Source organism: Actinomycetospora chiangmaiensis DSM 45062 (assembly GCF_000379625.1).
Lineage (GTDB): Bacteria > Actinomycetota > Actinomycetes > Mycobacteriales > Pseudonocardiaceae > Actinomycetospora > Actinomycetospora chiangmaiensis.
In genome coordinates this window covers 814830-839979 of record NZ_KB903217.1, presented here as the reverse complement: position 1 = coordinate 839979, position 25150 = coordinate 814830, and the positions used below count along the sequence as shown (strand labels likewise).

Here is a 25150-nt window from a genome sequence, read left to right as displayed (position 1 = left end):
CCACGATCGTGACCGACACGCCGACCAGCAGCGACGCGACCGGCGCACTCGCTCCCGCCTCGGCCGAGGAGATCCCCGACCTGCGGGTCGAGATCGACGCCATCGACGCCGAGCTGCTCCGCCTCATCAAGCGCCGCTCGGAGATCTCGCAGCGCATCGGGCTCGCCCGGATGGCCGCCGGCGGCCCGCGCATCGTCTACAACCGCGAGATGCAGGTGCTGGCCCGCTTCCGTGACCTCGGCAGCGAGGGCCGCGAGCTGGGCATGCTGCTGCTCCGGCTCGGCCGCGGCCGGCTCGGCGGCGGACGGTAGATCCCGGCCGGAATCCGGCACGGACCACACCCCCGCGCTGGCATCCTGGGTCCATGGGAATGGTCATCGACCTGATCGCGACGATCGTCGCGATCCTGGGTCTGCTCGCCGCCGTGGGCTACGGCGGCTATCTCCTCATGCTGCGGTCGGTGGCGACGAAGCGTCCCGGCGCCTCGCACCTCGCCGACGACGCCCGCAGGCGGCTGCCCGCGGCGGGCGGTCTCGTCCTGGGCGCCCTCGTCGCGCTGCTGCTCACCAACGGCGGCATCACGCCGGACGTGATCGGTCTGCTCCTCGGCGGCGGGATCGGTCTCGCGTCGGTCGGCCAGCTGCAGGGCGCCCGCAAGCGCCTGGCGAACCCGCCGTCGTTCTGAGACCACCCGTTCGGCTCCGTGACATCCCCGGGGTGCTGCCCGGGCGGAGCTGCGGGGCGGACACCACCAGTGACCGACCTGCTCCTCGTCGTCGCCGAGCGGCGTCCCCGGCGCGCCGAACGACCGTCACCGCATCCGCCCGTCGTCGTTCGGATGAGTGAGGCCTGATCTCCCTCGTCCGTGCCCGCAACACGCCCGCACGGCGACGGAGAGCGGTCGATCGGCGGTCGGGCCTTTCCGAGCGCTGGGCGCGCATCACCTGTCCGAGTAGACAGTCTCCTCACATGAATGGTGGCGGGGGCTGACCTTTCGGGAGTGACGACGTGACTGTGTCCGCCTCGGCGGGCCGGGGTGACCGGCACCGCGGCTGGTACGGCCTCTCCGGCACCGCGGGTTCCCAGGACCCGGCGCTTCCCCCGCTGCCCGACGCCCCGCGCCGCACCGGCCGGGACCGCGGCCGGCACACCGCGGGCGTCCCGGTGACCGACCTCGTGCTCCGCGACGACACCGGCGAGCTCCCGACGACGGGGGCGATCATCACCGCGAGCGGGCGGATGCACCGTCACGCGGCCCCGCTCTCCCTCCGGCGCAGCTCGGCGGCCACCCGGGTCACCACGGCAGCCGTCCTGGTCACCGGCACCGCGATCGGCGTCATCGGTGCGGTCGCGGGGCCGGCCTTCCTCCCTCCGGTCGACGACTCCCCGGTCCGCACCCCCACCGGCCCCGACGGCGTCACGCCCGTCCCGGGCGTTCCCGGGTCAGCCGTGGCCGCCGCGCCCGGCTCCGTGGCGTTCGCCGCCTTCACCACCTCGGCCGAGAGCCTCGGCCTCACCGCCGGCGGCCCCCTCGTCGGGGGCCCGCTCGCGGGCACGTCGTCGCTCCCCGGCGCGACCGCCGCCCCCGTCCCCGGCACCACGCCGGGGACGGGGGGTCCGGCGACACCGGGCGGCGGGACCGGTGTCGGAGGCATCGGCGGCATCGGAGGCGGTGGCGGGGCCGGGGGCGGCGGTGGGCTGCCGGGTCTCCCCGGACTGCCCGGTCTCCCGGGCCTGCCCGGCGGCTCCGGCGGCGGGCCGGGCGGGACGCCCGGTGGTGGCTCGGGCGGTACCACCCCGGTCGTCCCGATCGTGGGCGGCGCGGTCGGTGACACCGGGGGCACCGTCGGCGAGGTGCTGCCCCCGCTGAAGCCGGTGCTCGACCCGGTGGCCGGCGCGGTCGGCGGCGTGACCGACACCGTGCAGCACGACGTCGTCGCCCCCGGTGGCCAGGTCGTCGGCGGGGTCGTCGACACGGTGGGCGCCGCCGCGGCCCCGCTGCCCGTCGTCGGCGGCGCGACCCAGGGCCTGACGAACACCGCCTCCGACGTCACGACGATCGTCACCGGCGGCGGCTCCACCCCCTCCGGCCCGGGCGTCGCCGGCGCGACCGGCACGGTGCTCACCGACGCCGGCTCGACGGTGGGGACGGTCGCCCCGCCGCTCGCCGGCACGGTGGCCACCACCACCAGCACCGCCGCCGAGTTCGTGCAGCGCACCGCGACGACCACGACCGCCCCCGTCACGAGCACGGTCGACTCCGTCGGGACCGCGACGAAGGACGTCCCCGCCGCCGGGCCGACGGTCGAGAAGGCGGCGGCGACGGTCTCCGACACCGTGGGGACGCTGCTCACCGGGGCGAAGTCCTCCGAGTCGTCGGCCTCCTCGTCGAAGGCGGCCTCGTCGGGTTCCTCGTCGGAGGGGGCCTCGTCGAAGCAGTCCTCGGGCTCCTCGTCGGGGTCCTCGGGCGGCACCTCGTCGGGGAAGAGCTCCTCCGAGGGCTCCGGCAGCGGCTCGTCGCCGGTCGGCGTCCTCGTGTCCACGGTGTCCGGCGTCGGCGGCGAGTGAGGCGGAGGCGCACATCGCCGTCGTGACACGTCACCCGACCGTGGGACCGCACCCGTCCCGCCCTCTACCCTGATGCCCCACGGGGGCCGTGGGGTCCGTGGAACGCGGGCGGAGGGAGGCCGGTGACACCTCGTCGCGTCGTCGCCGGGCGGTATCGCCTCGAGGAGCGCATCGGGTCGGGCGCGATGGGCGTCGTCTGGCGCGGGACCGACGAGCGCCTCGGCCGGGTCGTCGCGATCAAGCAGGTGTTCCTCAACCAGGGTCTCGACGAGGCCGAGGCCGACGAGGTCCGCCAGCGCACCCTGCGCGAGGGACGGATCGCGGCCCGCCTGCAGCACCCGCACGCGATCTCGGTGTTCGACGCCTCGATCGAGGGTGACGAGCCCTGGCTGGTCATGGAGTACCTGCCGTCGCGCAGCCTCTCCGCGATGCTCGCCGAGCAGGGCCCGCTCGACCCGCGGCTCGTCGCCCGCATCGGCCGTCAGGTGGCCGACGCCCTCGACGCCGCCCACCAGGCCGGCATCGTGCACCGCGACGTCAAGCCGGGGAACGTCCTCATCGGCAGCGACGGCACCGTCAAGATCACCGACTTCGGCATCTCCCGCGCCACCGGCGACCTGACGCTGACCCGCACCGGCATGCTCGCGGGCACCCCCGCCTACCTGGCCCCGGAGGTCGCGCGCGGCGACGACTCGACGTTCGCCTCGGACGTGTTCTCCCTCGGCGCCACCCTCTACGCCGCGGTCGAGGGCATCCCGCCGTTCGGCTCCGACGACAACGCCCTCGCCCTGCTGCACAACGTCGCCGCGGGCGCGGTCAACCCGCCGGTCCAGGCCGGACCGCTGACCGCACTGCTCATGCGGCTGCTGCGCTCCGAACCCACCGAGCGCCCGACCGCCGCCCAGGCCCGCCGCGAGCTCGGGCGCATCGCCCATGCCGCCGGCTCCGCCTCGACCGCGGGCTGGGCGCGCGCCGACCTCGACGAGGCCCGCGTCCCCGACTCCCGCCGCTCCACCGAGTCCGACCCGGTCGCCACCGGCAGCCGCGGCCGCTCCGGCGGCGCCCCCAGCCCCACGTGGCGCGGGAGCCCCTTTCCCGACGCCGGGTCGGAGGACCCGGGCCCGACGCCCGTCGACGGGGCCGGCCCGCCGTCGCCGCGGTCGAACGGCTCCGGCCCGCGAGCCGTCGCCGCGCCACCGCCGTCCCGGTCGGCCACGGGCACCGGACGCCGGCCCACCACGGCCATCGTGATCGCCGTGCTGCTGGCCGCGGTGCTCGCCGGGGTGCTGCTCGCCGTCGCCCTGACGCGCGGGTCGAGCGGGTCGAGCGGGACGGAGGGCGCCTCCCTGGGCGCGCCCGCGTCCAGCGAGGCACCGGGCCCGACCGACGAGCGCACCCTGATGGTCGCCGCGGTCCGCGACTACTACTCGATCGTCACCGCCAACCCCGGCGCCGGGTGGGCCCGCCTCGGCGCCACGATGCAGGACACCGCGGGCGGCTTCGGCGGCTACCAGAGCTTCTGGTCGACGATCGCGTCCGTGCAGGTCCTCGACGCCGCGGCGATCGACGACAGCACCGTCCGCGCCACGCTGCTCTTCACCCGCCGCGACGGGGCGACGAGCCGCGAGGTCCACGAGCTCGGGATGACCCGCGGCACCGGCGGCGCCTGGCTGATCAACTCCGAGCGGACGCTTTGACCGGCCGGTCGGCGTACGTTCCGGCCATGGCCTACCAGATCGTCGATCCATCCGAGCTCGCCGTCGGGCGCGGCCCCCACCCCGCGGCGAGCCCGTTCGAGAAGCGGGTCGGCGAGGCGATCGGGGTGACCGCGTTCGGGCTCTACCAGATCGAGCTGCCGGCGGGCGAGGAGACCGTGCCGCACGACCATCGGGACGACCGGGCCGAGGACGCCTACGCGATCCTGCGCGGGAGCGGATGGCTGGTGGTGGACGGGGAGGAGATCGCCGTCGAACCGGGCGCGTTCGTCGCCGTGACGCAGGAGTCGTCGCGGCACCTGCGGGCCGGGCGCGAGGGGCTCGTCTTCATCGCCGTCTGCGCCTGACGGCGTCAGCGTCCCGGTACCAGGACGATCTTCCCGACGTGGGCGGAACGCGCGAACTCCTCCTGGGCCGCGTGGATGTCGGCGAGTGCGTGGCGGGCGGCGATCCGGGGCTCGACGCGTCCGGCCACGGCATCGGCCGCGAGCCGGGCGAAGTGGGCCGGGGTGTGCATCGAGGACCCGACGAGTGCCCCGTTGTGCAGGTAGAGACGGCGCAGGTCGAACTCGACGACCGGGCCCGCCATCGCGCCGGCGATCACCCAGCGGCCGCCGTCGCGGAGCCGCGGGAGCACGGCCGCCAGGACCGGACCACCCACGACGTCGACGACGGCGTCGAGCCCGTCGGGGGCGACCTCGCCGAGCGCGTCCGCCAGGTCCCCGGCGTCCCGACGCCGGTCCAGCGTCGTCGTGGCCCCGGCGTCCCGGACCGCGTCGGCCTTGTCCGGCGTGGTCAGCGCGACCACGTGGGCGCCGCGTGCGGCGGCGAGCTGGACCGCCGCGAGGCCGACGCCGCCCGACGCGCCGGTGACGAGCACGGTCTCCCCGGCGTCGATCGCGCCGCGCTCGAGCATGCCCGTCGCGGTGCCGTAGGCGACCGGCAGGCAGGCGAGCGCCTCGTCCCCCAGCGGGGAGCCGGTCATGTCGTGCACCCGGTCCGCGCCCACGACGACGGCCTCGGCGAACCCGCCGTCGGCCTCGCTGCCGAGCAGGCCGACGGGGCGGGCGTCGTCGCCCGGACCGTCGTAGAGCGCCGGGTCGACGAGGACCCGGCGACCGTGCCACGCCGGGTCGACCCCGTGCCCGACCTCCCGGACGACGCCTGCGATGTCACCGCCCTGGACCCGGGGGAACGAGACGGGACCGCGCCACCCGGCGAGCGCGTCGGGCCGGCCGGGCAGCCCGTAGGCGCCCTGCCGGGTCCAGAGGTCGGTGTTGTTCACCGCAGCCGCCCGGACCTCGACGAGCACCTCGCCGCGTCCCGGCCGTGGCTCCTCGACGTCGCGCACCACCAGCACCTCCGGACCCCCGAAGGCGGTGAGGACCGCTGCTCGCACGACACCCTCCTACACAGGTCTGTGAACCTTGGTGCCCGGTAGACTACACAGACCTGTGAAGGAAGGAACGCCCGTGACGCCCTCGACCGCGACGACGCTGACCCCGGGGGCCCGACGCATCCTCGAGGTGGCCTCGTCGCTGTTCTACGAGCGCGGGATCCACGCGGTCGGCGTCGACACCATCGCCGCGGAGTCGGGCGTCACGAAGCGGACGCTCTACGACCGGTTCGGCTCGAAGGACGGCCTGGTCGTCGCGTACCTCGCCGAACGCGACCGACGGTGGCGCGAGCTGGTCGTCGACGCGCTGGAGGCCGCCGCGCCCGACCCGTCCTCACGCGTGGACGCGGTCTTCGAGGTGCTGGCGACGTGGACCGCGGCGAACGGACGCGGGTGCTCCTTCGTCAACGCCGCCGCCGAGCTCCCCGACCCGGCCCATCCGGCCCGCGCCCTCATCCGCGAGGAGAAGCAGTGGCTGCGGGAGCGCTTCGCCGACGTCCTCACGGAGGGCGGCGTGGCGGACGCCGACGCCGTCGCGGCCACCCTGCTGCTCCTGCACGAGGGCGCGTTCGTCGTCCTCTCCGCCGGTCAGGATCCCGACGCTGTGTCCGAAGCCCGGCAGGCGGCCGGGGCCGTCGTCCGGGCCTCGCTCGGATCGGCCGGAGATCGTGCGGGACGCGGACCGCACGGCTCCACCTCGTGACCACGCGCGCACCCCGTTCACCCGGCCCACCCCGGGTCGAGCCGGCCCCGGGTCCCGCCGCTACCGCGCCACACCGAGCGTCTGCTCGGCGGTGGTCCAGTCGGCGGCGATGGCCTGCTGGGCGGCGACGAGGCCGACCTGTCCGCGGCAGACCGCGGCGTTGAGGTGGTTCTCGACCTCGTCCTTGGAGTTCCCCACGCCACGACCGGGCTCGTCGGACGGCTCGGGCCACAGGTTGCGCACGTCGTTGGAACCGCCGAGCTCGAGGGGGACGAAGTGGTCGAGCTCCGTCGTCGACGACGTCGAGGCGGGCTCCCCGTAGGCGATCATCGCGGCCTTCTTGACCTTGGTGGTCTCGGACTCGGGCGCGCGGACCGTGGCCGTCCACCCGTGGCGGCAGATCGTGGAACCGATGGTCGCCTGGGTGACCGCGTCCTGGACGGCGCCCGGGGTGCACGTCGGGTCGGGCCGCTGCCCGCCGTCGACGGCCCGGCAGCGCGCCGGGTAGACACCGCTGACGTGCCCCGACGCGGGCACCGTCACGACCCCTCCGGGCGCCCCGCTCGCACCGCCGACCGTGGAGCCGCTCCCGGCCGCCAGCGACGGCGACGCGTGCGTGACGACGCCGGCGGACGCCGTCGACGAGGACCCGGAGCTGCCACACCCCGTGGCCATCGCCGCGACCACCAGCAGGCCCAGGCAGATCGACGACGTACGTGCCCGACGCGACGGAGAGATCACCGGACCAGCGTGAGCCGCCGGATCTTCGAGGACGGCAAATTCGGCTTCCTCGGCGTGTCGCGGCCGCTGCGGTCAGGATTCCCGCAGCGCCGTCGCAACCACGGCCCTCGGGCTCAGTTCGATCTCCCCGCGAGAACGTGCTCCGCTCCCGCTCAATTCGCTCAACTTCAGTGGCACAGGGCCCCCTGAGCAGCCCCCTGTGCCACTGACATCGGACCGACCAGGATCACCGAGCACCCTCGGCGAGTCATCGAGCCAGCCCGACCGCCGCAGGTGCTCGCTCGTCCGCACGGCAGACCGGCTGCCCGGCACCGGACGCAGTGCCCGCGCGGGTCTTCTGATCATCCGTGCGGCCCCCGAGTCGTCGTCAGCGCCGCGGAGCCGCGCGCCTGAGCGCGGAGAGCAGCTGCTCGCGGGTCGGGGTGTCGAGCCGGCACCGAGGGACTCCGGCGGCAGGCGGGGGTCCCCCCGTGACGTCGCGACCGTCGAGAACGACGGTCGGCGAGGGGTAGGCGCCCACGTGCTCGTGGATGGGGACGTCGTCGAGCCCCACGAGGTCGAGGCACTGGCGCAGGAGCCCGCGGGTCTGCTCGACCACGGGGCAGCCTTCGTGGCTGAAGAGCTCGACGGAGGGCGCGCTCGGGGTCACGACGAAGCTCCTCACCCACGCTCCGGCGGGGCGATCTCACTGATCAGCTCGCGCACCCGGCGATCGATGTCGTCGCGGATCGGCCGGACCTGCTCTGCCGGCAGGCCGGCGGGATCGTCGAGCTGCCAGTCGAGGTACCGCTTGCCGGGGAACACCGGGCAGGCGTCACCGCAGCCCATGGTGACCACGACGTCGGCGGCGTGGACGTCGTCGGTGCTGAGTTTGCCGGGGACCTCGCGGGACAGGTCGATGCCGAGCTCGGCCATCACCTCGACGACGGCGGGATTGATCGAGTCCGCAGGAGCGGACCCGGCGGAGCGCACCCGGACCCGGTCGGCGGCACGGTGGGCCAGGAGCGCGGCGGCCATCTGGGAGCGCCCCGCATTGTGCACGCAGACGAACAGCACCTCGGGCGGGTCAGGCACGAGCGGACTCCTGCCGGTCGTCGACGGGGAACAGGCGCCCGCGCAGCCACAACGAGACGTAGACCAGCGCGACCAGCACGGGGACCTCGATCAACGGGCCCACGACCCCGGCCAGGGCCTGACCGCTGGTGGCGCCCCAGGTGGCGATCGCGACCGCGATGGCCAGCTCGAAGTTGTTGCCCGCGGCGGTGAAGGCCAGCGTCGTCGTCCGCTCGTAGCCGAGCCCGACCGCCCGCCCCAGGGCGTAGGACCCGGCCCACATCACCGCGAAGTACACCAGCAGCGGCAGCGCGATCCGGACGACGTCGAGGGGCTGCGAGGTGATGGCATCGCCCTGCAGCGCGAACAGGACGACGATGGTGAACAGCAGGCCGTAGAGCGCGAACGGCCCGAGTCGCGGCAGCAACGACGTCTCGTACCAGTCGCGGCCCTTCGCGCGCTCCCCCCACCGCCGCGTGAGGAAGCCCGCCAGCAGCGGAACGCCGAGGAAGACCAGCACCGAACCGACGATCGCCCTCGGCGAGACGTCCAGACCCGTCGTCGGGAAGCCGAGCCAGCCGGGCAGCACGGCGAGGTAGAACCAGCCCAGCACCCCGAACGCGATCACCTGGAAGACGCTGTTGAGGGCGACGAGCACGGCGGCCGCCTCACGGTCCCCGCAGGCCAGGTCGTTCCAGATCACGACCATGGCGATGCAGCGGGCGAGTCCGACCACGATCAACCCGGTGCGGTACTCGGGCAGATCGGGCAGCAGCAGCCACGCCAGCGCGAACATCAACGCCGGGCCGAGCAGCCAGTTCGACACCAGCGACGAGATCAGCAGGCGGCCGTCGCCGGTCACGGTGTCGAGCCGGTCGTACCGGACCTTCGCCAGCACCGGATACATCATGATCAGCAGCCCGAGGGCGATCGGCAGCGAGACCCCGTCGACCGCGACGGCCCCGAGCGCCTGACCGAGGCCGGGGACCAGGCGGCCGGCCAGCAGCCCGACCGCCATCGCGGCGAGGATCCACACCGGCAGGAACCGGTCGAGGGTCGAGAGCTTCCCGACGACGACGGCGTCCTCCCGCGCCGGAGCGCTCACGCCTCCACCACCGGCAGCACCTCACGGCCGGCCGGCACGACCCCGTCGGCGGGGTCGGCGGGGACGAGGACGGTGGCGACCCGGGCGAGGAGTTCGGGGCGCACCCGGTAGTACACCCACGTGCCGCGGCGCTCCCCGGTGATCAGCCCGGCCTCGCGCAGCACCTTGAGGTGATGGGAGATCGTCGGCCCGGACAGGTCGAACACGTCGGTCAGGTCGCACACGCAGGCCTCGCCGCCGGCATGGGAGGCGATCAGCGAGAGCAGGCGCAGCCGTACCGGGTCACCCATCGCCTTGAACACCCGCGCCAGCTCGCCCGACTGCTCGGCCGACAACGGCTCGCGCGCCAGGGGCGAACAGCACCCGACGACCTCGGCGAGCTGGGCGAGCACCCGCTCCTCGGTCTCCTGCTTCGACATGCGTCTACCTTGACAGCCGTCTATTCAACCGCGCAAGGTGCTGTCTCGACCGACGTCGAAACAGGCGTCGGCGGAGCTCCGGGAGGACCACCATGTCGCGCGTGCAGCTCGCTCTGCGAGTCTCCGACCTCGACGCCTCGATCCGCTTCTACACCCAGCTCTTCGGCACCGAGCCGGCCAAGCGCCGCCCCGGCTACGCCAACTTCGCCGTCACCGAGCCCCCACTCAAGCTCGTGCTGCTCGAGGGCGAGCCCGACCGCCCCACCGTCATGGACCACCTCGGCGTCGAGGTCGCGACCACCACCGAGGTCCACGACGCCACCGCCCGCCTCGACGAACTCGGACTGTTCACCCAGGTCGAGGACGACACCGTCTGCTGCTACGCCCGTCAGGACAAGGTCTGGGTCCACGGCCCCGGCCAGGAGCCCTGGGAGGTCTACACCGTCACGGCGGACTCCCCGGTGTTCGGTGACAGCGTCCTCGCTCGGACCACCGACCCCGACGCGGACGACGACGGCCGCCCAGCCTGTTGCACCCCCGCTCGCACCGGTGGGGAGGCGTCCTCCTGACGTCGGCGGGCAGCACCGGGCCACGGCCGACGAAGCCGGCAGCGGCTAGACGAGCCGCCGGTCGCTCGCCCAGCGCGAGAGCTCGTGGCGGTTCGAGGACTGCGTCTTGCGGAGCACGCTCGACACGTGGGTCTCGACGGTCTTCACCGAGATGACCAGTTCGGCCGCGATCTCCTTGTAGGCGTAGCCCCGGGCGAGCAGGCGCAGCACGTCGCGCTCGCGGCGGGTGAGCTGGTCGACCTCCGGGTCCACCGGTGGTGCGGCGCCGGGGCGGTCGGCGAAGGCATCGAGCACGAAGCCGGCGAGGCGGGGCGAGAACACGGGGTCCCCCGCCTTCACCCGCAGCACGGCGTCCGCGAGGTCGCGACCCGAGATCGTCTTCGTGACGTAGCCCCGCGCCCCCGCCCGGATCACCGAGATGACGTCCTCGGCCGCGTCGGAGACCGACAGCGCGAGGAACACGACGTCGGGGTACTCGGTGCGCGTCCGCGCGAGGACCGCCGCACCCCCGCCGTCGGGCATGTGGACGTCGAGCAGCACGACGTCGGGGCGGTAGTGCCCGATGCCGGCGACCGCCTCGCCCACCGAGCCGGCCTCACCGACCACCGTGACGCCGTGGGCGCCCGGCCCCTCCAGCTCGGCGCGCACGCCGCGCCGGAACAGGGCGTGGTCGTCGACGACGAACACCCGCGCCGGCTCGTCCGCAGAGCTCATGCCGCCTCACCCGCTCGTTCGGTCCGGGGCATGGTCAGCCCCACCTCGGTGCCCTCGCCCGGCGCGGTCCGCAGCCGGACCGTCCCGCCGTGCCGCTCGACCCGGGCACGGATGGAGTCGGCGAGCCCGTGCCGGTCGTCGGGGACGGCGTCGGGCTCGAAGCCCGTGCCGCGGTCGCGGACGAAGACGCTCACGGTCCCGTCCTCGCACTCGGCGTACACGCTCACCTCGTCCACCCCGGCGTGCTTGGCCGCGTTCGTCATCGCCTCGCGGGCGGCCGCGACGAGCGCCGCGGTGCGGACGTCGAACGCCGCCTCCCCGACGATCACCGGCGCCACCGACACCGCGAACGCGTCCTCGACCTCGCCGGCCGCCGCGCGCAGCGCCGCTCCGAAGCAGGTGGCCTGCGCGGCCTCGTCGTCGTCCGCGGTCTCGCGGTAGAGCCAGTCCCGCAGCTCCCGTTCCTGACGACGGGCCAGGCGCCGGACCTCCCGCGCGGTCTCGTCCCCGGCGACCTCGGTGTGCCGCTGGATCAGCGCCAGCGTCTGCAGCACCGAGTCGTGCAGGTGCGCGGCGATCTCGGCGCGCTCCTCGCTGCGGATGCGCTCGCGGCGCTCCTCGGTGAGCTCGCGGGCCAGCCGCATCCACCACGGGACGGTCAGCACGACCACCCCGACCAGCGTCGCGGTGGCGGCGAGCAGCCCGAACTGCACGGCCCCGACGTCGGTGCTCGTGACGAGGAAGGCGCTGATCCCGCCGGCCACGAGCAGGGCACCGAGGACGGCGCGCAGGATCCCGCCGCGCCCCGCGACGATGCGAAGCCGACCCGTCCGCCGGGTGCCGTTGTCGCCGTCGGCCTCGCGCCACACCACGGCGGCGCCGACGAGCGCGATCCCGAGCGGTCCGAGGATCCAGCCGGAGAGCTGATCCCCGACCGCGGAGAGCACGAGCGCGAGGGCCAGCCCGAGGGCGACCAGGCCGTAGCCCCGGACCCGGTCGCGGTCGTGGACCTCGCGCTCGGTGCCGGGCGGCTCCATCGGGCAGCAGACCCACAGCGCGCCGTAGGCGAGCACCCCGGCGCCACCGACGGCGCACAGCAGCGTGAACACCACGCGGACGCGCAGCACCGGCACGCCGAGGTGGTCGGCGACCCCGCCGGCCACGCCGGCCACCACCGCACCGCGCCGGTGCCGGCGCACGCGCCGCTCGACGGCGGGTGCCGTCGTCGGCGGCTCCTCGGTCCGGGTCACGGGAGCCATCGTCACACGTCGGCGGGCGCCCGGACCTCGGGTTCACCCCCCGCGTGACCCCGAGAAATCCCGGGGTCGCTCCGGGGCCCCGACCGGGGTCGTCCCGGACGATCGGCCTCGCTGCCGGCGGCAGGCTCGGGGACCATCACCACCGGGAGCGAGAGGATGAGCCCATGAGCGGGGCCGGTAGGACGAAGGACGGGACGGACCTCGCCGCCGTCGCGCGGGGGGCGTGGGAGAGCAGGCCCGCCCGCCGTCACGAGGACACGAAGATCGCCGGGGTCGCCGGCGCGATCGCCCGGCGCTACGACCTGGACCCGACGCTGGTGCGGGTCGCGTTCGTGGTCTGGGCGATCGTCGGCGGCGGGCTGCTGATGTACCTGGTGGGCTGGCTCGTGCTGCCGGCGGACCCCGCCGACCCGCCGCGCCACGACCGCGGTGTCCGCCGTGATCGGGGCGCACCGGTGCTCGTCATCGTCGCGACGATCGTCGTCGGGATCGCGACCTTCGGGAGCATCACCGGCGGGCGGGTCGTCACCCTGGTCGCCCTCGTGCTCGCGGCCGTCACCCTCTACCTGCTGCACTCCTCGCGCGCCGACCTCGGCGTCCCGGGCACACCGGGCGTTCCGCCCGTCGCCGCCGCCGTGGCCGATCTCGGCGAGCCCGTCGCCTGGGACGCGCTCGGCGCGGACCCGAAGGCCTGGGCCTTCCCCGGCCCGGCCCCTCGTCCGGAACGTCCCGTGCGGGAGCGACGCCCCCGCAGCGCGCTGACGCCGGTCGTCCTCGCACTGGCCCTGCTCGCCGCGGGTCTCGCCGCGGTCGGGCTGCTGCTCGGTCTCCCCGGCATGACCGGCGTCTGGATCCCGGCGGCCGCGCTCGCCGTCGTCGGGATCGGCCTCGTCGGCGCCGGGCTCTCGGGCCGGCCGCGCCGCGGGCTCGTGTTCGTCGCGATCCCGCTCGTCGTCGCGACCGTGTTCGGCGCCTACGCCGCGACCCGGCCCATCGACACCGGGGACGGGTTCGTCGGCGACCAGCGCGGCATGGGCGACGTGATTGCGACACCCCTCTCGACCGCCCAGGTCCTGCCCGGGTACCGGACCGGGTTCGGCGACGTGACGCTCGACCTCTCGCACCTGGCGCCGGGCGGGCCGGTCCGCACCACCGTGGAGGCCGGCGCGGGGGACGTGACCGTGACCGTGCCCGCGACCGCCGACGTCACCGTGACGTGCTCCGACGGCGTCGGCACCGTCGACTGCCTGGGGCGGACCGGCGACACGGTACGGGTCGTCGACCCCGGACCGGACGGTCCGGGCGGGCAGGTCGTCGACCTCACCGTCCGCACCGGCGCGGGGGACGTGGCGGTGCGTCGTGGCTGAGTCCGGGTACGACCCGCGCGCCTGGGCGACCCCGACCGACTCGCCCACCATCCACCCCGACGCCGCCGCGCCCGGCACCACGACGACGAGGGCCCGGCGCCGGCGCGACCCGATCGCGCTGCTGGTCGGGCTCGTGTGCCTCGCGGTCGCAGCGCTCGCGATGATCAGCCCGGCGACCCTGGTCGCGGTGGACCCGCGCTGGGTGCTGGCGGGAGCGGCCGTCGTCGTGGGCGGTGGGGCGCTGTTGTGCGCTGCGCGCAGGTGAGCAGAAAGTGGGCCTACAGCCCCACTTTCTGCTCACGAGCCCGGAGGGCACATGCGGATCGACCTGCACCTGCACGACGCCGTCGTCCTGACCCTCGACGGTGACGGCCCCGGTCGTCCCGCCCGCGGGCTCGCGATCCACGGCGGGCGGGTGCTGGCGGTGCTCGACGACGGGGCGCTGCCGGCCGGCTGGTCGGCCGCGACGGCGGTGAGCTGCGACGGCGCGACCGTGGTGCCCGGCTTCGGCGACGCCCACAACCACATGGCGTGGTTCGGGCAGACCCTCGCCGAGATCGACCTGTCGGGGGCCCGGACGCTCGACGAGGTCTACGCCGCGGTGGCGGAACGGGCTGCGACGGCGGGCCCCGACGAGTTCGTCGTCGGGTCCGGGTACGACGACGTCCGGCTGGGCGGGTCCCCGCACCACGCCGCGCTGGACCGGGCCGCGGGCGGCCGCCCCGTCCGGCTGCAGCACCGGTCCGGGCACGTCTGTGCGGCCTCGACCGCGGCGCTGCGTCGCGCAGGCATCCTCGGGGGCACGGCAGTGGTCCCCGAGGGCGGGAAGGTCGTCCTCGACGACGCGGGCGAGCCCACGGGGGTCGTCGAGGAGGCCGCCCAGCCGCTGATCGCCGACCTCATGCGGCCCTACGCGGTCGACGACGTCGCCGCCGCCCTCGCGCGGGCCTCCCGGGTCTACGCCGAGCAGGGCCTCACCCACGTCACCGAGTGCGGGATCGCCGGCGGCTTCATGGGTCGCACGCCCCGCGAGCTCGCCGCCTACCAGCTCGCCCGGGACGAGGGCCTGCTCGCACAGCGCGTCCAGGTGATGCCGGTCGACGCCGCGCTGCACGAGGTCCCGGGCGGGGACGGGGTCGGGCTCGACCTCGGGATGCGCACCGGCTTCGGCGACGACCGTCTCCGGCTCGGCCCCATGAAGATCTTCTTCGACGGTGCCCTGAGCTCGCGCACCGCCGCGATGAGCGAGCCGTTCCGCGACCGCGACCACGCCGGCTACTACCAGGACGACCCCGAGCACATGCACGGCATGGTCGTCGGCGCGCACCTCGCCGGCTGGACGGTGGCCGCCCACGCGATCGGCGACCGGGCGGTCGCCGCCGCCCTCGACGCCTTCGCCGACGCGCAGTCCCGGCTGCCACGCCCGACCGTCCGGCACCGGATCGAGCACGCCGGCGTCGTGACCGACGAGGGGATCGAACGCTTCGCCGCCCTCGGGATCACGCCGGTGCCCCAGGCCCGGTTCCTGGTCGAGATCGGCGACTCCATGGTCGCCGCGGTGGGCGACGCGCGGGCCGACCTCCTCTACCGGCACGCCGCGTTCCTGCGCGCCGGCGTCCGGGTCCCCGCCTCCTCGGACCGTCCCTGCGTCGGCGACGGCCACCCGCTGCGCACGATGCAGGCGATGGTGCAGCGACGGACCTCGTCCGGTCGGCTGCTCGGCCCCGAGGAGCGCGTCGACCCCGTCACCGCGCTGCGCTCGCTCACCGTCGACACCGCCTGGATCGCAGGCGACGAGGCCTCGCGCGGCGTCCTCGCGCCGGGTTTCCACGCCGACCTCGTCGTGCTCGGCGACGACGTCACCGCGGTCGACCCGGACCGCATCGGCGGCGTCGAGGTCGTGGCCACGATGGTCGGCGGGGAGTGGACGCACTCCCCGCCTCCTCTGACAGCGAAGCGTCGTTGCTGTCATCCAGTGGCAGGAACGCCACGTCGTCGCAGCTCCGCGACCCGTCGTCAGGAACCCGCGATCGCCGGGACGGGAGGTGCCATCGGCACCCGGGACCGCCGCGCGGCGAGCCGGGAGAAGCCCGGGACGTTCGACAGCACCCGCAATGCCGTGGGCGGGCCGGTCACCCCGGCGGCGTTGCGCTTCGCCGCCGCCCGCTCGATCCGCACCTGCCCCCGCTGCTCCTTCTCGACGGCGGGTCGGCGCCGGCGCTCCAGCTCGGCCGGGTCCTCCCCGCTGACGACGAGGTTCGCCAGCTCGGCGGCGTCGGCGAGCGCGAGGTTGATCCCGTTGCCGCCGACGGGGCTCACGACGTGTGCGGCGTCCCCGAGCAGCACCAGACCGGGCGTCGACCACGTGTCGACGGTCGTGATCCGCACGGGCAGCAGCGTCAGGTCGTTGACCGACACGACCGTCGCGCGGACACGGTCGACGAGCCACGGCAGCACCGTGCCGAGCGCGTCGATCAGCGGCTCGACGCCCGCCTCGCGCACCTCGCCGAACGTGCCGGCGGGGATCGACCAACCGAGCTGCCACTGCCCGGTGCCCTGGTCGAGCAGGGCGATCGTGCCGCCGGGGCGGGCGAAGAGGTCGAGTCCCGACGACGGGGGATCGTCGTCGTGCTGGTCGACCGCGGCCCAGAGCAGGTCGAGGCTCGCCCCCAGCTCGGTGGCACTGATGCCGGCCGCGGCGCGGACCTTCGACGAGCGGCCGTCGGCGCCGACGACGAGATCGGCCGCGAGCTCGTGGGCCTCGCCGTCGACGGTGAACCGGACCCCGGTGACGCGGTCGCCGTCACGGACGAGGTCGGAGAACCGCGCTCCCAGGCGGACCGTCGCCCCGAAGCCCTCGGCGCGCGCGGCGAGCCACGGGAGGAACCGAGCCTGGGGGATCAGCGCGTAGAAGGGGAAGCGCTTCGACGCGCCCCGGTAGTCGACGAGCCGGTAGGTGCGCTCGGGCGTGTGCCAGTGGAAGGCGTCCGAGCGGGTGTGCGGGACCTCGGCGAGCAGGTCGCGCGCCAGGCCCAGGTCGTCGAGGTACTCCAGCACCCCGGGGGCGAGGGTGTCGCCGCGGAAGCGCCGCGCGAAGTCGTGCCGCGCCTCCAGCAGCGTCACCGTCACGCCGCCCCGGGCCAGGAGGTACGTCAGCAGTACCCCGCCCGGTCCACCTCCCACGACCACCACGCGCGTTCCCATGCCGCCAGGATATCTCTTGGCGGCCAAGATAAAACTCGATGGCAGCGAAGCGTCGTTGCTGTCACCCAGTGACAGCGACGACGCTTCGCTGCCACCCGGGGCTCACAACTTCCGCAGCCGCAGCAACGCGTCGGACAGCACCTCGTCGCGCTTGCAGCACGCGAAGCGGACCTGCGTCTCCACCCCGACGGGCGAGGCGTGGAAGACCTGGTTTGGCACGGCCGCGACGCCGACCCGAGCCGGCAGCGCCCGGCAGAACTCCAGCGAGTCCGTCTCCCCCAGCGGCGCGATGTCGGCGGTGACGAAGTAGGTCGCCTTCGAGTGGTAGACCTCCAGGCCCAGCTCGCGGAGGCCGTCGGTGAGCAGGTCGCGCTTGCGCTGGAGCTCGCGGCCCATCGTCGCGAACCGCTCGTCGGGCAGCTCCAGCCCGACCGCGACCGCGTGCTGCAGCGGCGTCCCGGAGGCGAACGAGAACCACTGCTTGACGCCGAGCACCTTCTCGATCAGCTCCGCGGGCCCCGTCGCCCACCCGATCTTCCAGCCGGTCACCGAGAACGTCTTGCCCGCCGACGACACCGTGATCGTCCGCTCCGCCATCCCGGGCAGCGTCGAGATCGGGATGTGGACCTCGTCGTCGAAGAGCAGGTGCTCGTAGACCTCGTCGGTGATCACGAGCAGGTCGTGCTCGATCGCGACCGCCGCCACCGCCTCGAGCTCGGCGCGGGAGAGCACGGCCCCCGTCGGGTTGTGGGGCGAGTTGAGCAGGATGACCTTCGTCCGCTCCGTGACGGCGGCGCGGAGCAGGTCGGGGTCCAGCCGGTAGTCCGGCGCGCTGATCCGCACCGGCACCAGCGACGCCCCGACCAGCACCGACGCCGCCTGGTAGAGGTCGTAGAACGGCTCGAGGGCGATCACCTCGTCGCCGGCGCCGACGAGGGCCACCAGCGCCGACGACAGCGCCTCCGACGCCCCCGCGCACACCACGACCTGCGAGGCCGGGTCGAGCTCCAGCCCGTAGAACCGCTCCTGGTGGGCGCAGATCGCCTCCCGCAGCGCGGGGACGCCGACCGCGGGCGGGTACTGGTTCAGCCCCCGGTGCATCGCGGCGACGGCGGCGTCGACGACCTCCCGCGGTCCGGGGGTGTCGGGGAACCCCTGTCCGAGGTTGATCGCGTCGTACTGCACGGCGAGCGCGGACATCTCGGAGAAGATCGTCGCCATGTGGCTCCTTCGTCGCCCCGTGAGCACTTTCCCGGGCTATAGCACCAGAAAGTGCTCACGAGCGCGCAGCGCCCCTACACGATCGCCGTCTCCCCCCAGATGTCCTCCAGGTACCGCCCCTGCGCCCGCAGCCCGTCGAACCACGCCTGCGCGTCGGCCTCGCTCGCCCCGGTGTGCGTCCGGAACACCTCGGCGACGGCGGCCCGCACGCCCGGCGCCATCGTCGCGGCGTTCCCGCAGACGTAGACCACCGCGTCCTCGGAGAGCAGCGACCACACCGCGTCGGCCTCGTCGAGCAGGGCCTGCTGGACGTAGCGGCGGGGCTTCCCCTCCGTCCGCGAGCACGCGGTGACCAGCCGGGCCACCCCGTCCTTGTCGAAGCGGGCGAGCTCGTCGGCGTAGAGCAGGTCGTCGTCGGCGTCGCGGCACCCGAGGACCAGCAGCGACTCCGCGATCGGCACGCCCTGCGCGGCGAGGGCGCCCCGCTCCTGGAGGAACCCGCGGAACGGCGCCATCCCGGTCCCCGCCCCCACCATGATCATCGGTCGGTGCGGGTTCTCCGGCGGCCGGAAGGCGATGGAGGGCTCGCGCACCAGGCAGAACACCGTGCCGCCCTCGGGCACCGCGGCCAGGTGGGTCGAGCAGGTCCCCCGGTAGCGGCCCTCCCCGGAGCGCGCCGGCTCGTCGAGGACCCCCACGGTGAGGGCCGCGTCGTCGGTCACCGCCGGCGCCGAGGAGATCGAGTAGTACCGCGGCCGCAGCGCCGGCAGCAGGTCGAGGAACTCCGCGAACTCCATGCCCGACGACGGGTTGCGTTCGCACAGCTCGAGCAGCGTGACGCGCGGCCGGGCGATCTCGGCCCGGTAGCGCTCGCCGTCCGACGCGAGCGCCTCGAGGTCGTCGCGGGCCTCGCCGGGCGGCAGCGACGCCGCCAGCGCCGTGAGCTGCGGGCGCGTCGCGACGTCCTGCAGCTCGACGCACCCGGCGAGGATCCCCAGCAGCGGGTACGGCTCGCCCGTGGGCAGGTGCGTCGGGGCACCCCCGGCCGCCTCGATCGTCACGTACTGCCCGGCGTCGAGGCCGAACCGCGCGATCACCCGGTTGAGCAGCCCGACGTCGTTGCGCGGCAGCACCCCGAGGTGGTCCCCGGTCCGGTAGGTCGTGCCCGCGGGCAGCGCGATCTCGACGTGACGCACCGAGCGCCCGCCGGGCTCGCCGGCCCGCGCCGTCAGCTCCCGGTTCGCGACGACGGTGGCCGGGACCGCGGCGAAGGACCGCACGACCGGCGAGGCGCTCCGCCGGTTCTCCACCGAGACGCGGAGCCGCGGCCCGCCGACGGTCACCGCCGCGTCCTCGGCCGCCACCCCGCACGCCGTGCCGAGGGCGTCCCACAGTCCGGCGTACCAGTCGTGGAACTGGCCGTCGAAGTCGCCGCGCGCGTCGCCCTCGCCGCGCGGGTACACGCGGGTGGCACCGGCCGCCTCGAGGCGCTCGTCGACCAGGGTCGGGATCGCCTGGTAGGTCGACGCCCAGTCCCGGTTGCCGCACCCGAAGACGGTGTAGCGCACCCCGGACGCCGACGCCCGCGGCCCGCGCACCCAGTCGCAGAAGGCGGCCGCGTTGTCCGGCGGCATCCCGTTGTAGGACGCGGTCACGACGACGACCGCACCCTCGGTCGGCAGGTCCGCCGCGGACGGGGACGCCTCGCCCATCCGCACCGCGCCGACGCGGTCGTCGAGCGGGGCCACCGTCGTGGCCCAGCCGCGATCGGTGCCGTCACGGGCGATGCGGGTCGCGATGTCCTCGGCCGCACCGAGGTTGGAGCCGAAGAGCACGAGCAGCGAAGTGCCGTGCCGGTCCCCGACGACGGCGGCGGGGGCGGCCGCGGCGGCCGGCTCGGCCGCGGCGACGGCCGCCGGCGGGGCACCGATCGACCCGCTGCGCGTCCGCCCCGGCCGCGGCCGCACCTGGATCGTCAGCCCGTCCGGCTTCAGCGTCAGGCTCTCCTTGATCTTCAGCCGGTAATCCGCGTGGTCGACCAGCTCGAAGCGCTGCAGCACCATGGCGAGCACGAGGATCGCCTCCTGCAGCGCGAACTGGCGCCCGATGCAGGCCCGCACCCCCGAGCCGAACGGCTTGTAGGCGCTGGGCGGGCGGCCCTCGCGTCGCTCCGGGGCGAAGTGGTCGGGGTTGAACTCCCAGGCGTCGTCGCCCCAGACGTCGGTGTTGCGGTGGAGCGCGATCGACACCGCGATGATCGGGGTGCCCGCCCGGAACTCGTAGCCGCCGACCGTCGTGTCCTCCAGTGGCTGCCGGGTGAACGCGGGCGCCGTCGGCCACAGCCGCAGCGTCTCCTCCAGGATCTGCGTGATGTAGGCGAGCTTCCCGATCTGCGCCGCCGTGGGGACGGCCGAGAGGTCGGTCCCCAGCACCTCGTCGACCTCGGCCTGCGCCCGCGCCACCACCTCGGGGGCCTTGAGCAGGTAGGAGATCGCGAACGAGAGCAGCCCGCTGGTGGTCTCGTGGCCGGCGATGAGGAACGTGATGCACTGCGAGACGATGTTGTGGTCGGGCAGCGGGCGCCCCGCCTTGTCGGTCCCGGTCAGCATGTGGCCCAGCAGGTCCTCGCCCGGGTCCCCCGAGGCGCGCCGCTCGTCGAGGATGGTCTGCACGGTGTCCTGCATGTACCGCATGTCGGCGAGGAGCTTGCGCTCGGCGCCGCGGCGCAGCTTCGCGATCGCCGGGGGGATCCGCTGCCGGGCCTGGCTCTCGTTCAGCGCGCTCAGCATGGCGTCGACGAACGGGTGCTGGGTGTCGCGGTAGAACGAGTTGAACCGGTAGCCGAACCCGCAGAGCGCGATCGTGTCGAGGGTCAGCCGCGTCATGTCGCCGGTGACGTCGATCGCCTCGCCCGGGTTCAGCCGTTCCCACTTGAGCAGGAGCTGGTCGGCGATGTCGACCATCATCGGGACGTAGGCGCGGATCGCCCGCTGCGAGAAGGCGGGCAGCAGGATGTCGTGGGCGCTCTTCCACAACGGGTCGTCGGAGTCGGCGGTGAACAGACCGGCCGACTCCTGGCTCTTGCGCAGCTCGCGCTGCCCCGCGCCGACGTACTTGACGAACCGGGTGTCGTCGCAGAGGTCGTCGACCATGTCGAGGCCGGAGGCGATGTAGCGGGGCCCGTCGCCGGCGTGCAGGACGAACATCGGCCCGTACTGCTTCGTGAGCTCGAGCAGTCGCTGCATCGTCTGCCCCGACGGCATGTCGCGCATGTTGCCGATCAGCGGCAGGGGCTTCGGGCCGGGGATCGGCCGGGCGCCCTCGGGACGGTCGGGGATCGATGAGGCCACGGGTGGGCTCCTTCAGTGCTCGACGACGGGTGATGCCGGGTCCACGACGGGCGCGGGGGCGTCGGCGGTGGTGGCTGCCGGGGTGGCGGCGGGGGTGGCGGCGGGGGTGCGGTGGCGCAGCAGGGCGACGGCGACCAACAGCACCCAGGCGGGCAGGACGAGCAGCGCGGCGGGGTCGTTCGTCGCGGCGAGCAGCAGGAACGCCCCGAGGAGCCAGCCGACGGCGGCCCAGACCCGGGAGAGCACCCCGCCGGCGTGCAGCAGCGTCGTCGTGGTGAGTGCGAACATCCCGGCGCCGCGGACTGCGAAGACGAACACCAGGCCGTAGCCGACGGCGGTGAGGGCGCGCGCCGTCGCCGGGTCCACCGGCACCGTGCTCCCGCGGGACGAGGCGAACGCCGCGGCGCCGACGGCGGCGGTCCCGGCGAACAGCATCGTCACGAAGACCACGCCGGCGAGCAGGTTCAGCCCGTGCGCCATCCCGGACGGCCGCGGGGTGAGCGCGTCGAGGGCCGCGCGGATCGCGGTCATGTGCCACAGGAAGGCGATGCCGGCGAGCGGCACGAGGTAGAGACCGATCGCGACGAACAGGCCGTCGCCGCCGTGCGCGTAGAACGCGGCGTAGGTGCTGTCGGGGTCGTCGAGGTGGGGCGCCCGGTCGAGCAGCACCATCGCGACGACGAACAGCAGGCAGAACACGACCCCCGAGGCCGCGGCGATGCGCGCCTCCGACCTCACCGCACGCTCCCGGTCTCGGGGTCCTCGGTGGTGTCGAGGTCCTCGAGGACCCGGAGCAGCTCGAGGGTGCCGGAGAACCGACGTTCCGTCCCGGTCTCGGCGGTGGCCGAGCCCTCCAGTCGCCCGTCCGCGTCGCGGACGAGCTCGAGTGTGACCCGCATGACGACGAGCGTCGCGGTCCCGACGACGGGTCGGCCCCGGTCGGGCCTTCCAGTCCGGTTGCCAGCGGACGCACCGTGCCGGGGCGACTACCGGCCGATGCGTTCCCGCAGCTCGGAGCGGGTGGTGACGCCGAGCTTCGCGTACACGTTACTGAGGTGGTAGGCGACGGTGCGCGGCGAGACGAACAGCTCGCGGGCCGCCTCGCGGTTGGTCAGCCCCCGCACCACCTGCGCGACGACGGCCTCCTCGTGCGCGGTGAGCCCGAGGCTCTCCTCGTCGGCGGGGGTGAGCCCGGCGGCGTGCAGCAGGTCCTCGCACACCGCCAGGAACGGTGCGGCCCCGAGCGCCCGGAGCCGGTCGCGGGCCGTGCGCAGCAGGTCGACCCCGGCGCGGCGCTCGCCGTCGGCCACGAGCCGGCGCCCCAGGGCGGTCTCGAGGCGCGCGGTGGCCAGCGGGGTCGTCGTCGGCGCCGCCCGCAGCGCGTCCTCGAGCGTGCGCCGGGCCGCCGCGCGGTCCCCGACGGCCTCGGCGAGCTGCGCCCGCAGCCGGGCGGCGTCGACGGTCGCGTGCCCCGGGGGACGGTCGGCGAGGAGCACGTCGAGCTCGTCGAGGGCGCGGCGGGCGTCCTCCTGGGCCCCCAGCAGCAGGAACGCCTCGACCTGCAGCACCCGGGGAGCGAGGGCACCGACGGCGTCGGCCAGGTCGCGGACCGGCGGGTCCAGCACCGGGTCGAGCGCGCGCAGCATCGCGGCGGCGTCCTCGTCGACGAGGCCGAGCAGGGCCGCCGCGGTGCTGTCCGCGAGCCGCGCCCCCCACCACGACGACGTCTCGCTCCTCACCGCGAGGTGCTCCCGAGCAGCGTCGACGTGTCCCCGCACGGCGTGCATCGCGGCCGCCTGCCCGCGCAGCAGGTGCTCGGCGAAGACCTGTCCGCCGTCGCGGGCCGAGGCGACGGCGAGCTCCACCGCGTCGAGGCCGTCGGTCTCGCCCGTCCGGTCCCGCACGACGGCGAGGTAGCCCGCGGCCGCCGTCCACGTGCGCAGCGGCGCGCCGGCGCGGGCCAGCCCGAGGCCCTCGGACAGCGCGGCCACGGCCTCCGCGTCCCGTTCGGCGACCGCGGCGAGGATGCCGCGCAGGACCAGGACGTCACCGTGCAGGGGCGTCCTCGCCCCGGGCGGACCCGAGGCGTGGTCGAGCGCCGCGTGCGCGTCCGGGGTGCGGCCGAGCGCGACGAGTCCGAGGACGAGCGCGAGCCCCGCGGGGGCGCGGGCGAGCGAGCCCGCCGCGGGGTCGGCGAAGCAGGCCCCCGCCCGGTCGACGGCCTCGGCGGGACGCCCGGCCAGGACGGCGAGCAGGGCGAGGTCGGCCGCGGCGACCGCCCGGGTCGCGGGGTCGCCGTCGGCGACGGCCGACGCGAGCAGCGACCCGGCCGTGGCGACGTGTCCGCGCAGCAACGCGAGTCGCCCCAGCAGCCCGTCCCGCACCGCACCCGGCCGCGTGGCGGCGAGCTCGGGCCCGAGCGTCGTCGCCCGGCCGATCTCGCCGTCGGCGAGCAGCACCGTGACCGCCCGGAAGAGCCGGCGTTCCGCCTCGTCGGGCTCGAGCGAGAGGGACGCGGCGACGCGCAGCAGGTCGGCGACGTCCACCGCGGGGGTGCCGGCCGGGACGGCGTCGGCGAACCGCTCGAGGTCGGCGGCCAGTTCCGGGTCGGGGCCGGCCGCCGCGGCGATCCGATGGGTGAGCGCGGCCCGCCCCACGGTCCGGCGCGCCGCCGCCTGGTGCAGGGCCCGTCGCCGGGCGGGCGGCTGGTCGCCGTACACGGCCGCCCGCAGCACCGGGTGGACGAAGCCGAGGCGGCCCGGGCCGCGGTCCTCGACCAGACCGGTGGCCAGGGCGTCGTCGAGTGCGTCCGCGAGCCCCGGTCCCGCCGCGGGGACGACCCCCGGCTCGACCAGGTCGGCCAGCGCCGCGGCGTCCGCGAGGGCGCACACGTCGCCGAGCACCGACGCGGCGACGACGAGGTCGCGCGCCGGTGCGGCGGCCCGCGAGAGCCGGACGAGCACCACGGCGGCGAGCGAGTGCGGTGCGGGGAGCACGTCGACCGTGGTGGCCGCGAGGGCGTCGGCCGGGAGGTCCTCGATGAGGGTGCGCGCGTAGAGCGGGTGGCCGTGCGTGCGGTCGTGGAGCCGTACGGCCGTGCCGGTGGCGCCGAAGGGACGACCCAGGGCGACGGCGAGGTCGGAGAGCTCCGCGGGGGCGAGGCCCGTGAGCGTCAGGTCCCGGGCCCCCTGCAGGCCGGTGAGCACGCGGTCCCAGCGCGGGTCGTCCGGCACGCCCGGCTCCGGGCTCCGGGCACCGAGCACCACCGCGACCCGGTCGTGGCGCAGCCGACGCAGGACGAAGACGAGGGCGCGGACCGACAGGTCGTCGGCCCACTGGAGGTCGTCGACGACCAGGAGCACCGGGTCCTCCCCGGGCAGGGCGCCGAGCGCGGCGAGCAGGTCGGCGCCCACCACGGTCGGGTCCGTCCCGGCCGACCGGCCGAGCGCCGCGAAGGGGTACCGGTCGAGGACGGCGGCGGGCAACCCCGCCGTGAGCTGGTCGACGACGCCGTAGGGCAGCGCCGCCTCGGCCGGGTCACCGGCGGCGGTGAGCAGGTCCACGTGCGTCGCGGCGTCGACCGCCCGCGCGATCAGCGACGTCTTGCCCATCCCGGCGGCGCCGCGGACCCGGACGATGCCGGGCGAGCCCCGGCGGGCCGCCGCGACCACCTCGTCGATCTCGCGCAGCTCCTGGCGGCGGCCGACGAAGGGGCGTGCTGCTCGGGTGAACACCCCTGGAGCGCACACCCCCCGTGCGCGCCGTG

General features: G+C 75.2%; 23 protein-coding genes and 1 pseudogene. 10 read left to right on the top strand and 14 right to left on the bottom strand.

Translation table 11 applies throughout. The annotated features are described in order from the left end of the window. Positions 1 to 8: 8 nt before the first annotated feature. From A3CO_RS0104305 to A3CO_RS0104285, 5 genes are all read left to right on the top strand, one after another. Positions 9 to 311, top strand: a complete 303-nt coding sequence (locus A3CO_RS0104305) for a chorismate mutase (RefSeq protein WP_018331001.1) — start codon at positions 9 to 11, stop codon at positions 309 to 311. Between the two features lie 53 nt (positions 312 to 364). Then, complete coding sequence (locus A3CO_RS0104300; protein ID WP_026204275.1) at positions 365 to 685, top strand: hypothetical protein; 321 nt, start codon at positions 365 to 367, stop codon at positions 683 to 685. A gap of 323 nt (positions 686 to 1008) precedes the next feature. Further along, positions 1009 to 2568, top strand: a complete 1560-nt coding sequence (locus A3CO_RS0104295; protein ID WP_157646959.1) for a hypothetical protein — start codon at positions 1009 to 1011, stop codon at positions 2566 to 2568. A 122-nt stretch (positions 2569 to 2690) separates the two neighbouring features. Then, positions 2691 to 4265: a serine/threonine-protein kinase gene (locus A3CO_RS0104290; RefSeq protein ID WP_026204274.1), complete on the top strand. Its 1575-nt coding sequence runs from the start codon at positions 2691 to 2693 to the stop codon at positions 4263 to 4265. Between the two features lie 26 nt (positions 4266 to 4291). Beyond that, positions 4292 to 4630, top strand: a complete 339-nt coding sequence (locus A3CO_RS0104285; RefSeq protein ID WP_018330998.1) for a cupin domain-containing protein — start codon at positions 4292 to 4294, stop codon at positions 4628 to 4630. Between the two features lie 5 nt (positions 4631 to 4635). Here A3CO_RS0104285 and A3CO_RS0104280 read toward each other — a convergent pair whose 3' ends face one another. Beyond that, positions 4636 to 5682, bottom strand: a complete 1047-nt coding sequence (locus A3CO_RS0104280) for a zinc-binding dehydrogenase (RefSeq protein WP_018330997.1) — start codon at positions 5680 to 5682, stop codon at positions 4636 to 4638. A 73-nt stretch (positions 5683 to 5755) separates the two neighbouring features. Here A3CO_RS0104280 and A3CO_RS0104275 point away from each other — a divergent pair, with 73 nt between their 5' ends. Beyond that, positions 5756 to 6382: a TetR/AcrR family transcriptional regulator gene (locus A3CO_RS0104275; RefSeq protein WP_018330996.1), complete on the top strand. Its 627-nt coding sequence runs from the start codon at positions 5756 to 5758 to the stop codon at positions 6380 to 6382. 60 nt (positions 6383 to 6442) lie between these two features. Here the strand turns inward: A3CO_RS0104275 and A3CO_RS0104270 are convergent, their stop codons facing one another. From A3CO_RS0104270 to A3CO_RS0104250, 5 genes are all read right to left on the bottom strand, one after another. Next, complete coding sequence (locus A3CO_RS0104270) at positions 6443 to 7123, bottom strand: hypothetical protein (protein WP_026204273.1); 681 nt, start codon at positions 7121 to 7123, stop codon at positions 6443 to 6445. Between the two features lie 367 nt (positions 7124 to 7490). Further along, the gene (locus tag A3CO_RS0104265; protein WP_018330994.1) at positions 7491 to 7772 is read right to left on the bottom strand and encodes a hypothetical protein; all 282 of its coding nucleotides are present in this window, start codon (positions 7770 to 7772) and stop codon (positions 7491 to 7493) included. A gap of 11 nt (positions 7773 to 7783) precedes the next feature. After that, positions 7784 to 8140: an arsenate reductase/protein-tyrosine-phosphatase family protein gene (locus A3CO_RS0104260; protein WP_051085846.1), complete on the bottom strand. Its 357-nt coding sequence runs from the start codon at positions 8138 to 8140 to the stop codon at positions 7784 to 7786. Positions 8141 to 8189: 49 nt separating this feature from the next. Continuing rightward, on the bottom strand, positions 8190 to 9281 hold the full coding sequence (gene arsB, locus A3CO_RS0104255; protein WP_018330992.1) for an ACR3 family arsenite efflux transporter: 1092 nt from the start codon (positions 9279 to 9281) through the stop codon (positions 8190 to 8192). Next, positions 9278 to 9700: an ArsR/SmtB family transcription factor gene (locus A3CO_RS0104250; protein WP_018330991.1), complete on the bottom strand. Its 423-nt coding sequence runs from the start codon at positions 9698 to 9700 to the stop codon at positions 9278 to 9280. Before A3CO_RS0104250 ends, arsB begins: the two co-directional genes overlap by 4 nt. Before the next feature lie 92 nt (positions 9701 to 9792). Here A3CO_RS0104250 and A3CO_RS29975 point away from each other — a divergent pair, with 92 nt between their 5' ends. Further along, the gene (locus A3CO_RS29975; RefSeq protein ID WP_018330990.1) at positions 9793 to 10269 is read left to right on the top strand and encodes an ArsI/CadI family heavy metal resistance metalloenzyme; all 477 of its coding nucleotides are present in this window, start codon (positions 9793 to 9795) and stop codon (positions 10267 to 10269) included. Between the two features lie 45 nt (positions 10270 to 10314). On the opposite strand, the gene A3CO_RS0104240 is transcribed toward A3CO_RS29975, so the two are convergent. Next, positions 10315 to 10983 carry a response regulator gene (locus A3CO_RS0104240; RefSeq protein ID WP_026204272.1) on the bottom strand — a complete coding sequence of 223 codons (669 nt, stop codon included), beginning with the start codon at positions 10981 to 10983 and terminating at the stop codon, positions 10315 to 10317. Further along, entirely contained in the window at positions 10980 to 12242 is a 1263-nt protein-coding gene (locus tag A3CO_RS0104235) for an ATP-binding protein (protein ID WP_026204271.1), read from the bottom strand. Before A3CO_RS0104235 ends, A3CO_RS0104240 begins: the two co-directional genes overlap by 4 nt. A 164-nt stretch (positions 12243 to 12406) precedes the next feature. Between A3CO_RS0104235 and A3CO_RS0104230 the strand changes: the two genes are divergently transcribed. From A3CO_RS0104230 to A3CO_RS40315, 3 genes and pseudogenes are all read left to right on the top strand, one after another. After that, positions 12407 to 13609 carry a PspC domain-containing protein gene (locus tag A3CO_RS0104230; RefSeq protein WP_018330987.1) on the top strand — a complete coding sequence of 401 codons (1203 nt, stop codon included), beginning with the start codon at positions 12407 to 12409 and terminating at the stop codon, positions 13607 to 13609. Then, complete coding sequence (locus A3CO_RS29970; RefSeq protein WP_018330986.1) at positions 13602 to 13874, top strand: hypothetical protein; 273 nt, start codon at positions 13602 to 13604, stop codon at positions 13872 to 13874. Before A3CO_RS0104230 ends, A3CO_RS29970 begins: the two co-directional genes overlap by 8 nt. Positions 13875 to 13925: 51 nt before the next feature. Next, a pseudogene (locus A3CO_RS40315) lies at positions 13926 to 15524 on the top strand (amidohydrolase); the annotation flags it as partial. Positions 15525 to 15625: 101 nt separating this feature from the next. On the opposite strand, the gene A3CO_RS40310 reads toward A3CO_RS40315, so the two are convergent. The 6 genes from A3CO_RS40310 to A3CO_RS0104190 all read right to left on the bottom strand — a co-directional run bounded on the left by A3CO_RS40310 (position 15626) and on the right by A3CO_RS0104190 (position 25118). Further along, positions 15626 to 16813, bottom strand: a complete 1188-nt coding sequence (locus A3CO_RS40310) for an FAD-dependent monooxygenase (RefSeq protein ID WP_084681559.1) — start codon at positions 16811 to 16813, stop codon at positions 15626 to 15628. A 102-nt stretch (positions 16814 to 16915) separates the two neighbouring features. Further along, positions 16916 to 18034 (bottom strand): aminotransferase class I/II-fold pyridoxal phosphate-dependent enzyme, encoded by a 1119-nt coding sequence (locus A3CO_RS0104210; RefSeq protein WP_018330983.1) that lies wholly within the window; start codon positions 18032 to 18034, stop codon positions 16916 to 16918. A gap of 74 nt (positions 18035 to 18108) precedes the next feature. After that, entirely contained in the window at positions 18109 to 21384 is a 3276-nt protein-coding gene (locus A3CO_RS0104205) for a bifunctional cytochrome P450/NADPH--P450 reductase (protein WP_018330982.1), read from the bottom strand. A gap of 12 nt (positions 21385 to 21396) precedes the next feature. Then, a complete protein-coding gene (locus A3CO_RS0104200; protein WP_018330981.1) occupies positions 21397 to 22122 on the bottom strand; it encodes a hypothetical protein in 726 nt (241 codons plus the stop codon). Then, on the bottom strand, positions 22119 to 22283 hold the full coding sequence (locus A3CO_RS37815) for a hypothetical protein (protein ID WP_018330980.1): 165 nt from the start codon (positions 22281 to 22283) through the stop codon (positions 22119 to 22121). The genes A3CO_RS0104200 and A3CO_RS37815 overlap by 4 nt, the downstream gene beginning before the upstream one ends. Before the next feature lie 87 nt (positions 22284 to 22370). After that, entirely contained in the window at positions 22371 to 25118 is a 2748-nt protein-coding gene (locus A3CO_RS0104190; protein WP_018330979.1) for an ATP-binding protein, read from the bottom strand. Positions 25119 to 25150 lie beyond the last annotated feature (32 nt).